The organism is Micromonospora sp. NPDC050686 (assembly GCF_040654475.1).
Lineage (GTDB): Bacteria > Actinomycetota > Actinomycetes > Mycobacteriales > Micromonosporaceae > Micromonospora.
Genome location: NZ_JBFAID010000030.1, coordinates 62,224 through 75,553 on the forward strand (window position 1 = coordinate 62,224; position 13,330 = coordinate 75,553).

A 13,330-nucleotide genomic window follows, 5' to 3' on the forward strand; every position below is an offset into this window, starting at 1 on the left:
GGCCGCGGCGGGCTAGAGTGACCGCCGACCCCAGCGGCGAGGACGGAGGCCGAGATGAAGGAGACCGACCGGGCCCTGGTGCAGGCCGCAACGGCGGTGGCGAAGCTGCGGTGCCGCAGTGAGCACCATTCCGTCGCGGCGGCGGTGCGCAGCGTCGACGGCCGGGTCTTCACCGGGGTGAACGTCTACCACTTCACCGGCGGACCGTGCGCCGAGGTGGTGGCCCTGGGCGCGGCGGCGACCCAGGGCGCGGGGGAGTTGGAGACCATCGTCGCCGTCGGTAACGCCGGGCGGGGCGTGCTCGCCCCGTGCGGCCGTTGCCGGCAGGTGCTGTCGGACTACGACCCGGGCCTGCGGGTGATCGTCGGGCCGATGGACGGCCTGCGGGTGGTGCCGGTCGCCGACCTGCTGCCCGAGACGTACGTCTGGGCGGACCAGCAGCCCGACCCGGCGCTGTCGGTGCGGACCGGCCAGTGGCCGCTGCCGGCGGTGCCGGGCAGCCGCCAGGCGGTCGAGGACTGACGGCGGGCCGGCCCTTCCGGCGCGTGCGTTGCTCCCCTTGCGGGTGGTGTACAACGTTGTAATACTCGGCACGTCCGCCGAGGAGGAGGGCCCCATGACCGCCCAGACCAGTCCCGTGCATCCCGCCGCCGAGGACGAGACGCCGGTCGAGGTCCTCGGCGACCTCTACCGTGACGGCATCACCGCCTGTCGGGGGGCCTTCCCCGTCGACTGGGTCCAGCGGGTCGACGAGGACATCGACGTGGCGTTCCGGGAGGCCCGCTCCCGGCCCGACGGCGCGGTCGGCCGCGGCCCCGAGCGGTGGTACGTCGAGATCCATCCCGAGCAGCTGCGCGGCTTCGTCGACCTGGTGACGCATCCGTGGGTGGTGTCGGTGTGCCGGGCGGTGCTCGGCCCCGACTACGAGATCGTCGAGCTGGGCTTCGACATCCCCTTCCCCGGCGCGGCCATGCAGCCCTGGCACCGGGACTTCCCGATGCCGGCGGAGACCCGGCTGCGGCGGCGGCTGACCTCGCTGGCGTTCAACCTCACCACCGTGGACACGGTCGAGGCGATGGGGCCGTTCGAGATCGCGCCGGGCACCCAGTGGGACGACGGCCGGGACTTCGACCACGAGATGTTCCCGCCAAAGCGGCGCTACCCCCGTTACGAGGCGCGCGCCGTGCGCAAGTACCCCCGCCGTGGGGACATCTCGGCGCGCTCGGCGCTCACCATCCACCGGGGCACGCCGAACGTCAGCGACCTGGCCCGGCCGGTGCTGGTGCTCGGGGTGGACGCGCCGGGCGCCGGCAACGCCGCCCACCACGACCTGGCGGTCACCCGGGCCTACTGGGAGAGCCTGCCCGACCTGGTCCGGGCGCACCTGCGCTGCCCGGTGGTCGACCGTCTCGAGCCGATCCGGCAGAAGCACACCATCGAGGGGCTGGTGATGGGCGCGGAGTAGCCGGGGCGCGCGGTCAGTCGCCGGACGCCGCCTCCAGCATCGACCGGGGGACCGGCACGCTCTCGAAGCGTACGTTGCCCTCCGGCACCATCCAGCTCATCACCTGCACGGCGAGCCGGCCGGCCCGTACCGCCGGGTCGTTGGCGTACAGCTCGCGGGCCATCGTCGGGTCGACGCCGAGTACGGCGATGCCCCGCAGCTGCTCGTCGTCCTGACCGAGCAGCGGGCCGGCCGCGATCACGTGGCCGGCGTCCACCAGGCCGGCCTGGTGGGCGAGATGGGCGTCCTGCAACCGGTCGAGGGCGTCCTGGGGCAGCTCGGGGGCGTCGGCCGGCCGGACCAGGAGGACCACCGTGTGCTGGTCGAAGCGCATCCACCCAGGCTAGGACAACGGCGCCTGCGTGGAGCACGATCTGATCAGGCGCGATCGTGCGGTTGCGGTTGCGGACCGGGTTAGGCGGCGGTGGACCAGATGGCGCGGAATGCCGCCGCCTCGCCAGCCAGCCACCGCTCGACCTGCTCGGGCTTGGCGTCGGCCGGCATCCGGTGCGCCTCGCCGCGACGCACGTCGACCAGCACCGGCTCGGCGTGCGGCAGGACCGCGTCCATGTGCCGCGCCATCAGGTGCAGGGTGGCCAGGGCGGCCTCCTCGCTCGGCGCGGCCTCGTCGAAGTGCAGCCGGACCGCCTCGGCGCGGCCGTCGGCGTATCGGACGCCGAAGTGCGGGTTGATCTTGACGGGCAGGTCGCCCAGCATGGCGAGGGCGTCCCGGGTCTGGGCCAGGTCGACCTCGGCCGGCTCGCCGAGGGAGCGCAGCCACGCCGTCGCGCCCGGCACCAGGGCCTGGTAGAGCGGACGCCAGCGGGGCTTCACCAGATCGGGTACCTGCTCCAGGTGGGTGCCGCCGGTGTGGAAGGCGATGTCGGCCTTGAGCGCCTTGACGAACTGGCCGTGCGGGTTGAACCCGTGCCGGCTGGCCCGCTGCTTGCGCAGGCCGCCCACGAAGGTGGCCTTGGTCGGCCCGGTGCGGTCCACGTACCGGGTGAAACCGAGGAGGGTGGCGTAGGGGGTGACAGGGGCGGTGGAGGTGGGCGCAGTCACGAGCATCCTCCCAGGTCAACAGCTCGATTAGTACACACATTCTAATCGACGGGACTGACATCGCCCAGGGCGCGAAAAGGGCCGCCCGGACATTCCGGACGGCCGCTTTTCACGATTTTCGCTCGGCTGCTACGGCTGGTCGCCGATCTGCGGCGGGCGCGATGCGTACACGTAGCAGGGGACCCATGGGTGCCCGTCATCGGGGCGGGTCTGGATCATGAAACCCGCCCCGGTAGCCGTGGAGGAAGAAGTCCTCGGCGTCCCGGTCCTGCCGTTCCGGGGAGAGCGGGTGAGGAAGGAGTTCACGACAGTGCCGGCCGGATGCTGGTGAATCCAAGCGCCCCGGTCGTACCGGACACGGGCGACGGGGTCAGAGCTGGCCGACGTCGGTGATCCGGACGGCGGCGACCCCCGCCTCGTCGGACGCGGCCAGGTCCACCTCCGCGCTGATGCCCCAGTCGTGGTCGCCCTCCGGGTCGTCCAGGATCTGCCGCACGACCCACTTGTCCCGCCCCTGCTCGATCATGAGCAGCGCCGGCCCGCGCGCGTCCGGCCCGACCCCGATCGCGTCGTGCTCGTCGAAGTACGGCTCCAGCGCGTCCGCCCAGGCGTCGGCGTGCCAGCCGTTCGCGGCGTCCAGCTCGCCGAGCAGGTCCCAGCGGCGCAGGGCGGCCAGCTCGACCCGGCGGAACAGCGCGTTGCGCACCAGCACCCGGAAGGCGCGGGCGTTGCGGGTGACCGCCGTGGTGCGGTCCTCCAGCGACGCGGCGACCTCATCGACGTCGGACGGGTTGCGCAGCCGCTCCCACTCGTCGATGAGGCTGGAGTCGACCTGGCGGACCAGCTCGCCCAGCCACTCGATGAGGTCGACCAGCTCCTCGGTCTTGGCGTCCTCGGGCACGGTCTGCCGCAGCGTCTTGTACGCGTCGGCGAGGTAGCGCAGCACCAGGCCCTCGGAGCGGGACAACCCGTAGAACTGCACGTACTCGGGGAAGGTCATCGCCCGCTCGTACATGTCGCGGACCACCGACTTGGGGGAGAGCTGGTGGTCGGCGACCCAGGGGTGGCCCTGCCGGTACATCTCGTACGCGCCCTCCAGCAGCTCGGCCAGGGGCTTGGGCCAGGTCACCTCGTCGAGGAGTTCGAGACGGGCCTCGTACTCGATGCCCTCGGCCTTCATCGCGGCGACCGCCTCGCCGCGGGCCTTGAACTGCTGTGCGGAGAGGATCTGCCGGGGGTCGTCCAGGATCGACTCGACCACGCTGAGCACGTCGAGGGCGTACGACGGGGACTCGGCGTCGAGCAGCTCGATGGTGGCCAGCGCGAGCGGCGACAGCGGCTGGTTGAGCGCGAAGTCGAGCTGGAGGTCGACGGTGAGGCGTACCCGACGGCCGGTCTCGTCCGGTTCGGGCAGCTCCTCGACCACGCCGCCGGCCTTCAACGCCCGGTAGATGGCGATGGCCCGGCGGATGTGCCGGCGCTGCGCGGCCCGGTCCTCGTGGTTGTCGGTGAGCAGGTGGCGCATCGCCGCGAACGCGTCGCCGGGACGGCCGATGACGTTGAGCAGCATCGAATGGCTCACCTGGAAGCTGGAGGTCAGCGGCTCCGGCTCGGCCTCGACCAGGCGCTGGAAGGTCGGCTCACCCCAGCCGACCGAGCCCTCCGGCGGCTTCTTCTTCACCACCTTGCGGCGCTTCTTCGGGTCGTCACCGGCCTTGGCGAGCGCCTTCTCGTTCTCGATCACGTGCTCGGGGGCCTGCACCACCACCCGGCCCAGGGTGTCGAAGCCGGCCCGGCCGGCCCGGCCGGCGATCTGGTGGAACTCGCGGGCCTTGAGCAGCCGGGTCCGCACCCCGTCGTACTTGCTCAGGCCGGTGAAGAGCACCGTACGGATCGGCACGTTGATGCCGACGCCGAGGGTGTCCGTACCGCAGATGACCTTGAGCAGGCCGGCCTGGGCGAGGGTCTCCACCAGGCGGCGGTACTTGGGCAGCATGCCGGCGTGGTGCACCCCGATGCCGTGCCGGACCAGCCGGGACAGCGTCTTGCCGAAGCCGGAGGTGAACCGGAAGTTGCCGATCGCCTGGGCGATCATGTCCTTCTCGGCCCGGCTGGAGACGTTCACGCTCATCAGCGCCTGCGCCCGTTCCAGCGCGGCGGCCTGGGTGAAGTGCACGACGTACACCGGGGCCTGCTTGGTCTCCAGCAGCTCCTCCAGGGTCTCGTGCAGCGGCGTCATCGCGTACGAGAAGAGGAGCGGGACCGGCCGCTCGGCCGAGCGGACGACGGCGGTCGGCCGGTCGGTGCGCCGGGTCAGGTCGTCGACGAACCGGGTGGTGTCGCCCAGCGTGGCGGACATCAGGATGAACTGGGCCTGCGGCAGCTCGATCAGCGGCACCTGCCACGCCCAGCCCCGGTCCGGCTCGGCGTAGAAGTGGAACTCGTCCATGACCACCTGGCCGACGTCCGCCCGGCTGCCCTCGCGCAGCGCCAGGTTGGCGAGGATCTCGGCGGTGCAGCAGATGATCGGGGCGTCGGCGTTCACGCTCGCGTCGCCGGTGAGCATGCCGACGTTCTCCGCGCCGAAGACGTCGCAGAGGGCGAAGAACTTCTCCGAGACCAGCGCCTTGATCGGCGCGGTGTAGAAGGTGGTGCGGTCATCGGCCAGGGCTGCGAAGTGGGCCGCGATCGCCACCAGGCTCTTGCCGGAGCCGGTGGGCGTATTCATGATCACGTTGGCGCCGGAGACGATCTCGATGACCGCCTCCTCCTGGTGGGGATAGAGGGCGAAGCCGCGCTCGGACGCCCAGCCGGCGAACGCGTCGTAGAGGGTGTCGGGGTCGGCGATCTTCGGCAGCGCGGCGGTGAGTGTCATGGCGCCCCCCATCGTGCCTGGATCATGACCTCCCGCGCCAGCCGCTCGGTCCGCCGCCCCTCCGTTCACCGCCGGCGGTGGTGCACGAGGTCGAAGACCGGACGGCCGGCGGTCAGCGCGCGCCGCTCGAACTTGGTCACCGGGCGGTGCGCCGGGCGCGGGGCGAAGCCGTCGTGCCCGTCGACCAGCTCCGGGTCGGCGGTCAGCGTCCCCCGCATCGCCTCGGCGTACTCGGCCCAGTCCGTCGCGCAGTGCAGGGTGCCGCCCGGCGCCAGCCGGGACCGCAGCAGCGCCACGTGCACCGGCTGGATGATCCGCCGCTTGTGGTGCCGGGCCTTCGGCCACGGGTCGGGGAAGAAGACGTGCACCGCGTCCAACGACCCCTCCGGCAGCGCCCGGACCAGGTCCAGCGCGTCGCCCATGGCGACCCGGACGTTGCTCAGGCCCTGCCGTTGCACCAGGTCAAGGAGGTTGGCGATGCCCGGCGTGTGCACCTCGACCGCCAGATAGTCCCGGTCCGGATCCGCGGCGGCCATCACCGCCGTCGCGTCGCCCATCCCGGAGCCGATCTCCAGCACCAGCGGGGCCCGGCGGCCGAACAGCGCCGCCGGATCGAACGGCCCGTCGAGGTCGGCGGCGATGTCCAGGCCGTACGTCGGCCAGAGCCGGTCCAGCGCGTCGGTCTGCCGGCCGCTCATCCGGCCGCGACGCGGGTGGAAGGTGCGGATCCGGGACGCGCGGTCGGCGACGGGGTGCGGGTCGGTGGAGGTCACAGCGATCCGAGGGTACGCGACGCTCCGCCGGATCGGATGTGGTGTGCGGCCGGGGGTGAGAGGATTCATCCCGTACGGCAGGACGGGCGGTCCGCTGCGCGGTACGGCCCACGGCGCCGGGAGGGGTCATGGTGTCAGTCACGCGCCTGGGCGCGGTGGTCGCCGTCGCGGCGCTCGCCGGCCCGCTGCCGGTGGCCGCCCCGGCGTTGGCCGGGCCCGTGCAGGCGCCGGCCGTCCGGCCGGCCCGGGCCGAGCCGGTGCCCAACCCCCAGCCCACGGACGAGGCTCAGCGGCCGAGCGACGTGATCTTCGTCGAGGTGACTCCCGGCACGGTGGAGCCCGGTTTCCTGGTGGGGATCCGGGCGAGCTGCCGGGACAACTCGGTGCCGGCGACCGTCGTGTCGGACGCCTTCGGACGGGTGCAGGTGCAGCCGCAGCGGGGCCTGCTCAGCGCCACGCCGATGGTGCGTGACCGCACCCGGCCCGGCAACTACCGGGTCAAGCTGGAGTGCCCCAACGACGGGACGGCCAGCACGATGCTCCAGGTCGTCAAGAGGGTCAACCCCACCCGGACGCCCACCCGGCAGCCGACGCACCGGCCGGTCCCGGGCCCGGCCACCGGCTTCGGCGGTACCGCCGACTCCGGCCGTGGGCTGGATGACCTGCTCCTGCCGGGCGGCCTGGCGTTGACCGTCGCCGGGGTGACCGTCGGCCTGGTGGCCCGCCGTCGGCCGCGCGGCAGCGCCCGGCACTGAGGCCGGCCGTGGCGTCGCCGTCCGCTCCGCGACCGGCCCGTGGCCGGCGCCCCTCCCCGTTCCCGGTGGCCGACCCACCGTCGGAGCCGCCACCGGAGCACGAGCCGGAGTCCGTCCCGCCGCCGGGCGCCGGGCCGCTTGCCGCCGGCCCCGCCGGCCGCCCGCCGGATCCGGGACACCGGATCGCGGGCCGCCCGACCGGCCGGCTGTACGGCACGCGCCGACGCCGCCCGGGAACGCCCGACGAGCCGGCGCCACCGGGTGCGGCGCGACCGCCTGCGGGGGCGCCGTCCGAGCGGGAGAACGAGGTACCGGGACCCATCTGGGAACCCGATCCACCGCCGTCCCGGCGGCCCGCCCCACAGGCCGTCCGGCCGCATCCCGCGCTCGACCCGGAGACGGTGGCCCCGCAGGCGCCGGCGTCGCCGGTCGGGGAGGGCCCCGGGGCGGAGGAGCCGCAGCCGGCAATCCGGGACGACGAATTCCCCTTCTTCTGGCACGCCGACCCGCCGGCCAACCCGGCTGGCCCCGGTCGGCCGGCCGACCCGGCTGGTCCCGGTCGGCCGGCCGACCCGGTCGGGGCCGATCGGCCCGCCGCCCGGACCCGTCCCGACCAGCTGGGCGGCGGGGTCCGGGACAGCGCGACTGTGCCCGCTCCGAGCGGTCCCGGGTCGCCGGCCGATTCGACCGGCCCTCGCCGGCCGACCGCGCCGATCGGGCAGCCGACCGGTCCTGGACAGCCGCCGGGCGGACCAGGGCCGGACCGGCCGGCGCCCGGCCCCGGCCGGTGGGGCGGGACGTCGTCCCGGGCGGCCCGCTGGGTCGCCGGCTGGCAGGCGATCCCCACCCCGCCGATCGCCGATTCGCGAGGCCGCCCGGTCGCGGTGCTGCGGCCCGGCGTCACGGCAAGGGCGGCCGCGCCCGTACCGCCCGACGGTCCGCCCCCGGTCGCCGCCCGGCCGCCGGATCGGGACCGGCGCCGGCCCTGGACCGGGCCGCTGGCGGTGCTCCTGGTGCTGTTCGGGATCTTCGCGACGGGTGCCGGGCTGGGCCGTACCGCCGGTCCGTTCGATCGCCTGACCGGTGGTGGGCCGGCCGAGCGGACCGGCGCGTCGGTCCGCGACGACCCGGCCGGGTTGCCGGCGAGCCGGCCGGTCCGGCTCTCCGTGCCGGCGATCAAGGTGGCCGCCCCGGTCGGCGTGGTCGGGCAGGCGCCCAACGGCAGCATCGCGGTGCCGCCGCTGAGCCGGCACCACGAGACCGGCTGGTACGACCGCGGGCCCACCCCCGGCGAGCCCGGCCGGGCGATCATCGTCGGTCACGTGGACACCAAGACCGGTCCGTCGGTCTTCTACGACCTGCGCCGGCTCAAGAAGGGGGACCGGATCGAGGTGACCCGGTCCGACCGCAGCGTCGTCGTCTTCAAGGTCGACTCGGTGGAGCACTTCCAGAAGGACCAGTTCCCCGCCGACCGGGTGTACGGCGACCAGGGACCCCCCGGCCTCCGCCTGATCACCTGCGGCGGTAGCTGGGTCGGTGGCGGTACCGGCTACGCGGACAACGTGATCGCGTTCGCCTCGCTGCTGAGCAGCCGGCGACCCTGACGCCGCATCGCCCGCCCACCGCGCAGCGGCTGTGCGGTCGCGAGGGGGAGCGGCTCAGCCCTTGCCGGCGACCTGCTGAACGACCTCGAACTCCAGCAGCGTCGCTCCGGCGGCCACCGGTCGCCGCTGCTCGCCGCCCTCGCCGCCGGCGTGCGCCGCGCGGGACGGCCCGTCCGCCCAGGCCCGGTACGCCTCCTCGCTCTCCCAGCGGGTGTAGACGAAGTACCGGCTCTCGCCGGCCACCGGACGCAGCAGCTCGAAGCCGAGGAAGCCGGGGGAGTTCTCCACCGCTCCGGCCCGGGCGGCGAACCGGCGCTCCAGCTCCTCGCCGGCTCCCGGCGGGACGTCGATCGCGTTGATCTTCACGACTGCCATGGTTCCCACCCTAGCCGCGCCCGGCTCCCGCCCGGTCCGGACGGGGGCTGCTCAGAGCGGCTCGACGGCCGGCACCAGGTCGGCGTCGACCACGATCGGCGCGTGGTCGGAGGGGCCCTTGCCCTTGCGGGCCTCCCGGTCGACGTACGCGGAGCGGACCGCCCGGCTGAACGGGGCCGAGGCGTACACCAGGTCGATCCGCATGCCCTTGTTCTGGTGGAACATGCCGGCCCGGTAGTCCCAGTAGGTGTACGGGTGTGGTCCCTTCATCGGCGTGGGCACCACGTCGTCGAGGCCGAGGTCGCGCAGCGCGGCGAGGGCGGCCCGCTCGGCGGGGGTGACGTGGGTGGAGTGCCGGAACAACGCCGGGTCCCACACGTCCGCGTCGGTGGGGGCGACGTTGAAGTCGCCGCAGACGGCCACCGGCAGCGGTCCGGCCAGCTCCGGTTCCAGCGCGTCGCGCAGCGCCGCGAACCAGGCCAGCTTGTACGCGTAGTGCGGATCGTCCGGCGTCCGGCCGTTCGGCACGTACACCGACCAGACCCGCAGCCCGTCGCAGGTGGCGGAGATGGCCCGGGCCTCCGGCTCGGGGAACCCGGGCTCGCCGGGGAACCCGACGGCCACGTCGGAGAGCCCGACCCGGGACAGGATCGCCACCCCGTTCCACCGGCCGTCGCTGTGGCTGGCCGCCGTGTAGCCCAGCTCGCCCACCTCGGCGACCGGGAACGCGCCGTCGGGGCACTTGGTCTCCTGGAGGCAGACCACGTCCGGCGCGGTGGCGTCGAGCCACTCCAGCAGTCGGGGCAGGCGGGCCTTCACCGAGTTGACGTTCCAGGTCGCCAGGCGCATGGCTCAAAGCCTGCCGCATCGCCGCCCGCGCCGCCCGCCGGGCTGTCAGGAGGGGCCCTTGTTAACAGGCGGGTGTTAACAAGGGGCCCCTCGTTACCTCCGTCAGCTGCCCGGGGTGTCGTTGGGGCGGGTTTGTTCGGCGAGGAAGCGTTCGAGTTCGGCGCCGAGTTCGTCGGCGGTGGGCAGCGGCCCGGTCTCGGCGGCGAGCAGGTTCTTCTCGCCGCGCCCGCGGGCGAACGCGTCGTACTGCTCCTCCAGGGCCTGCACCAGTTGGGCGGCGTCCTCGGTCTGGGCGACCTGCCGGTCGATCTCGACCCGGACCACCTCGGCTGCCGCGCGCAGCCCGTCGTGCGGCAGCAGCAGGCCGGTGCTGCGGGACACGGAGCTGAGCAGCATCTCCGAGGCGGCCGGGTACTCGGCCTGGGCGACGTAGTGCGGCACGTGGGCGGCGAAGCCGAGTGCGTCGCGGCCCTGCTCGCCGAGCCGGAACTCCAGCAGGTGGCCGACGCTGCCCGGCACCTGGACCCGCTGCAGCCACGGCTCGTACCCGGCGATCAGCTCGGGGCGGGTGGCATGCGCGGTGACCCCGGCGGGTCGGGTGTGCGGTACGGCCATCGGGATCGAGTTGAGCCCGACGGTCAGCCGGACGTCGAGCCGCGCGGCGAGGCCGGCGACGGCGGCGGTGAACCGCTCCCACTGCAGGTCCGGCTCAGGGCCGGTGAGCAGCAGGAACGCGGTCTCGTCGTCGTCGCGCAGCAGGTGCAGCGTGAGCTCCGGCGCGTCGTAGTGCTCCCAGTGGTCCTCGACGAAGGTCATCACCGGGCGGCGGGAGCGGTAGTCGAAGAGCTGGTCCACGTCGAAGGTGGCGATCGGGCGCGCCTCCAGGGAGCTGAGCAGCTGCTCCCGGGCCAGCCGGGTGGCGTTGCCTGCGTCGACGAAGCCGGTCAGGGCCTGGATCAGCACGGGCTGGCCGAGATCGGGCAGATCGTCGGAGAGCTGGTAGAGCTCGTGTGGGTCGAGCACCGGTACGGACCTCCTGGGGAACGCGCCTACGGGCACCGCGAGGGAACGGCACCCGGTTCGGGGAACCACCCGTCATCCTGATCCATTCCATCCGGCCGGGAATCACCGGCCACGGGGTGGCGAGCGGCCTGGCTCCGGGACTGCGGGACGACGTACCATCGGCTGACCACCCCAGCGCCGGCTCGGCCGTACGGTGGATGTTTCCGATCTTGTCGGGACCGGTGGCCGGACGCGTGCTTCCTGCCCGCGGCCCCGCGGGCCGTCGGGCCTGACCGTTGGGCCCGTTGCGCGTGGTATCGCCGTCGCCCGCCGGCGCTGGTCGCATCTGCCCTGTTAGCAGGGGGTTGATTGTGACCACCGCCACGGGATCACCCAGCGTGATCATGCGGAACGCCGCCTAGCCTCGTCGGATGCGTGACGACGGCACCCTCGACGACCAGTTCGCCCCCGAAGGCACGACTGGCCGTTCGGACGACACCCCATCGCCCGATCGGACCGGCGCTTCCCGTGACCCCCGCCCTGGCCGGCTCCTCGGCCGCCGCTTCTTCCGTACCCGTCCGGCCGCCCCGGCTAACCTCCCCGCCGCGACGGCCGGCGCGACCCCGGGCCGCACGCGGGCCCGGGTGGCCCTGGCCACCGGCGTGGTCTGCTGCCTCGGGGCGGCCAGCTTCGCCCAGTTCGGCGGCGGCATCACCGACACGGTGAGCCGGGTCGTCGGGGTCGCCGAGCAGGCCGACCTGGCGGAGCGGGCCGCCGCCGAGCCGGCCTCGCGTGGCCTGGAGCGGGCCGAGGTCGCCCCGCCGCCCACCGCTTCGCCGTCGGCCAGCGCGACCCCCACCCCCGCCGCGTCGCCGAGCAGGAAGCCGGCGGCCAAGAAGCCGGCCAAGGCCACGGTCAAGCCGAAGCCCAAGCCGAAGCCCAAGCCGAGGTCCGTCCTGGTGGACGCGGCACCCGTGGCCGGCCTGGACCGGACCCAGATGGCCAACGCCAAGCACATCGTGCGGGCCGCGAAGAAGATGGGCGTGCCCCGCCAGGCGATGGTGATCGCGGTGGCCACCGCGATGCAGGAGAGCACCCTGCTCAACTACGCCAGCGGCGTGCTGCCCGAGTCGCAGAACTACGCGTACGAGGCGATCGGCTGGGACCACGACTCGGTCGGCCTGTTCCAGCAGCGGCCCAGCAGCGGCTGGGGCACGGTCGAGCAGCTGATGGACCCCGAGTACGCCACCCAGGCGTTCCTCGCCGTGCTGCTGGAGATCCCGGGCTGGCAGGACCTGCCGCTGACCGTCGCGGCCCAGACCGTCCAGGTGTCCGCGTTCCCCGACGCCTACGCGCAGTGGGAGTGGGCGGCCGACGAGGTGGTCCGGGCGATCTACCCGTCGGCGGTCTGACCTCCCACCACTGTGGCTGCTTGCCGGTGGACCCGTTGGGGTACATCTGATGGGAAGCAACCCACCGGAGGTCGACATGTCAGCACTGGTGCGGCGGATCGGCGCGTTCCTGCGCTCGCCCCGCGGGCAGCAACTCGTCGAGCGCGGCCGGCGCGAGCTGGCCCGGCCGGAGAACCAGGCCAAACTGCGCCGATTGGCCGCCCGGCTGAACAGCCGTCGGCGCTGACCCGGGCCGTCGCGTCCCCGCCGCCCTCGACCTCCGGGAGCAATCGTGACCGACCCCGCCCCGCTGGACGGCCAGCCCACCCCGGCGCCCCGACCGGAGGCCACGCCGCCCGTGCCCGGCCGGCCGCTGCCCGGTGGCGGGGACGCCGCCGAGGCGCCGCCCGCGACGCTCTGGGACCGGATGCGCCAGGATCCCAGTACGCCCCGGAGCACCTGGCCCTGGAGGCGGTGCGCCGGCTTGGTCCGGAGGCCGCGCGCTGGGCCGAACGGGCCCGCGCCGAGCAGCCCGGCGCGTCCGCCGACGACCTGGCCGAGCAGGCTGTCCGGCGGTTCGCCAACCGGGCCCGGCTCTCCGGGGCGGTGTCCGGTGCCGCCGGCCTGCCCGGCGCGGTGATCGACGTGGGCGTGCTGGCCTGGACCCAGGCGCGGATGGTGCTGCACATCGCGGCGGCGCACGGGGTGGATCCGGAGCACCCGGACCGGGCCACCGACCTGCTGGTGCTGCAGAAGGTGCACAAGGTGGCGGAGAGCGCCCGGCTCGCCCTCGGTGTGGCGGCCGGCCGGGAACGCGCCGGCGCCCTCTTCGGGGCGGGCGGGCACACCCCGCTGGGCCGGGCCATGCTGCGGCTGGGCGTACGGCTGGCGCAGATGGCCGGGGTGCGGGCCGTCAAGCGGGTGGCCGCCAAGGTGGTCCCCGGCGCCGCGATCGTCCTCGGGACCTGGGCCAACTCGTCCGCCACCAAGGCGCTCGCCGACCGCGCCCGGACCCACTACGGCACCCCGCCCGGCGCGGCCGGGCGACGCTCCTATGCCGCGTCAAGTGGCTGGGGTGGGTTTTCGAGGCGTCGGTAGAGGTCTCGGGCGACGTAACGCTTGAGGCAGCGTTTGATCTCG

At 74.1% G+C, this 13,330-nt stretch carries 13 protein-coding genes and 1 pseudogene; 7 read left to right on the forward strand and 7 right to left on the reverse strand.

The window, feature by feature from the left end; translation table 11 throughout:
- Positions 1–54 precede the first annotated feature (54 nt).
- Complete coding sequence (locus AB0H57_RS19660; protein ID WP_357508361.1) at positions 55–522, forward strand: cytidine deaminase; 468 nt, start codon at positions 55–57, stop codon at positions 520–522.
- Between the two features lie 94 nt (positions 523–616).
- Positions 617–1,465, forward strand: a complete 849-nt coding sequence (locus AB0H57_RS19665; RefSeq protein ID WP_357508363.1) for a phytanoyl-CoA dioxygenase family protein — start codon at positions 617–619, stop codon at positions 1,463–1,465.
- Positions 1,466–1,478: 13 nt separating this feature from the next.
- On the opposite strand, the gene AB0H57_RS19670 is transcribed toward AB0H57_RS19665, so the two are convergent.
- The 4 genes from AB0H57_RS19670 to trmB all read right to left on the reverse strand — a co-directional run bounded on the left by AB0H57_RS19670 (position 1,479) and on the right by trmB (position 6,214).
- The gene (locus tag AB0H57_RS19670) at positions 1,479–1,838 is read right to left on the reverse strand and encodes a YciI family protein (protein ID WP_357508365.1); all 360 of its coding nucleotides are present in this window, start codon (positions 1,836–1,838) and stop codon (positions 1,479–1,481) included.
- 80 nt (positions 1,839–1,918) lie between these two features.
- Positions 1,919–2,566, reverse strand: a complete 648-nt coding sequence (locus AB0H57_RS19675; RefSeq protein ID WP_357508367.1) for a hypothetical protein — start codon at positions 2,564–2,566, stop codon at positions 1,919–1,921.
- Positions 2,567–2,936: 370 nt separating this feature from the next.
- The gene (locus AB0H57_RS19680) at positions 2,937–5,441 is read right to left on the reverse strand and encodes a DUF3516 domain-containing protein (protein ID WP_357508369.1); all 2,505 of its coding nucleotides are present in this window, start codon (positions 5,439–5,441) and stop codon (positions 2,937–2,939) included.
- Between the two features lie 65 nt (positions 5,442–5,506).
- On the reverse strand, positions 5,507–6,214 hold the full coding sequence (gene trmB, locus AB0H57_RS19685) for a tRNA (guanosine(46)-N7)-methyltransferase TrmB (protein ID WP_357508371.1): 708 nt from the start codon (positions 6,212–6,214) through the stop codon (positions 5,507–5,509).
- 128 nt (positions 6,215–6,342) lie between these two features.
- Here trmB and AB0H57_RS19690 point away from each other — a divergent pair, with 128 nt between their 5' ends.
- Together AB0H57_RS19690 and AB0H57_RS19695 are read left to right on the forward strand one after the other, a co-directional pair.
- Positions 6,343–6,969, forward strand: a complete 627-nt coding sequence (locus tag AB0H57_RS19690; protein ID WP_357508373.1) for a hypothetical protein — start codon at positions 6,343–6,345, stop codon at positions 6,967–6,969.
- Positions 6,970–7,808: 839 nt separating this feature from the next.
- Positions 7,809–8,573 carry a class F sortase gene (locus AB0H57_RS19695; protein WP_357508393.1) on the forward strand — a complete coding sequence of 255 codons (765 nt, stop codon included), beginning with the start codon at positions 7,809–7,811 and terminating at the stop codon, positions 8,571–8,573.
- Positions 8,574–8,627: 54 nt separating this feature from the next.
- On the opposite strand, the gene AB0H57_RS19700 is transcribed toward AB0H57_RS19695, so the two are convergent.
- The 3 genes from AB0H57_RS19700 to AB0H57_RS19710 all read right to left on the reverse strand — a co-directional run bounded on the left by AB0H57_RS19700 (position 8,628) and on the right by AB0H57_RS19710 (position 10,820).
- Entirely contained in the window at positions 8,628–8,948 is a 321-nt protein-coding gene (locus AB0H57_RS19700; protein ID WP_357508375.1) for an antibiotic biosynthesis monooxygenase, read from the reverse strand.
- Between the two features lie 51 nt (positions 8,949–8,999).
- The gene (locus tag AB0H57_RS19705; protein WP_357508377.1) at positions 9,000–9,797 is read right to left on the reverse strand and encodes an exodeoxyribonuclease III; all 798 of its coding nucleotides are present in this window, start codon (positions 9,795–9,797) and stop codon (positions 9,000–9,002) included.
- A 102-nt stretch (positions 9,798–9,899) separates the two neighbouring features.
- A complete protein-coding gene (locus AB0H57_RS19710; protein ID WP_357508379.1) occupies positions 9,900–10,820 on the reverse strand; it encodes a PAC2 family protein in 921 nt (306 codons plus the stop codon).
- Between the two features lie 410 nt (positions 10,821–11,230).
- On the opposite strand from AB0H57_RS19710, the gene AB0H57_RS19715 reads away from it, so the two are divergent.
- The 3 genes and pseudogenes from AB0H57_RS19715 to AB0H57_RS19725 all read left to right on the forward strand — a co-directional run bounded on the left by AB0H57_RS19715 (position 11,231) and on the right by AB0H57_RS19725 (position 13,288).
- The gene (locus AB0H57_RS19715; RefSeq protein ID WP_357508381.1) at positions 11,231–12,211 is read left to right on the forward strand and encodes a peptidase M23; all 981 of its coding nucleotides are present in this window, start codon (positions 11,231–11,233) and stop codon (positions 12,209–12,211) included.
- Positions 12,212–12,260: 49 nt separating this feature from the next.
- Positions 12,261–12,437 (forward strand): hypothetical protein, encoded by a 177-nt coding sequence (locus AB0H57_RS19720; RefSeq protein ID WP_357508383.1) that lies wholly within the window; start codon positions 12,261–12,263, stop codon positions 12,435–12,437.
- Positions 12,438–12,482: 45 nt separating this feature from the next.
- Positions 12,483–13,288 (forward strand): annotated as a pseudogene (locus AB0H57_RS19725) (EcsC family protein).
- The last annotated feature ends 42 nt before the right edge of the window (positions 13,289–13,330 follow it).

Excerpts from the sequence above, each read along its gene's own strand:
- AB0H57_RS19660 (WP_357508361.1), top strand. The coding sequence starts at position 55 with ATGAAGGAGACCGACCGGGCCCTGGTGCAGGCCGCAACGGCGGTGGCG.
- AB0H57_RS19665 (WP_357508363.1), top strand. The coding sequence starts at position 617 with ATGACCGCCCAGACCAGTCCCGTGCATCCCGCCGCCGAGGACGAGACG.
- AB0H57_RS19670 (WP_357508365.1), bottom strand. The coding sequence starts at position 1,838 with ATGCGCTTCGACCAGCACACGGTGGTCCTCCTGGTCCGGCCGGCCGAC.
- AB0H57_RS19680 (WP_357508369.1), bottom strand. The coding sequence starts at position 5,441 with ATGACACTCACCGCCGCGCTGCCGAAGATCGCCGACCCCGACACCCTC.
- AB0H57_RS19690 (WP_357508373.1), top strand. The coding sequence starts at position 6,343 with ATGGTGTCAGTCACGCGCCTGGGCGCGGTGGTCGCCGTCGCGGCGCTC.
- AB0H57_RS19700 (WP_357508375.1), bottom strand. The coding sequence starts at position 8,948 with ATGGCAGTCGTGAAGATCAACGCGATCGACGTCCCGCCGGGAGCCGGC.
- AB0H57_RS19705 (WP_357508377.1), bottom strand. The coding sequence starts at position 9,797 with ATGCGCCTGGCGACCTGGAACGTCAACTCGGTGAAGGCCCGCCTGCCC.
- AB0H57_RS19715 (WP_357508381.1), top strand. The coding sequence starts at position 11,231 with ATGCGTGACGACGGCACCCTCGACGACCAGTTCGCCCCCGAAGGCACG.
- AB0H57_RS19720 (WP_357508383.1), top strand. The coding sequence starts at position 12,261 with ATGGGAAGCAACCCACCGGAGGTCGACATGTCAGCACTGGTGCGGCGG.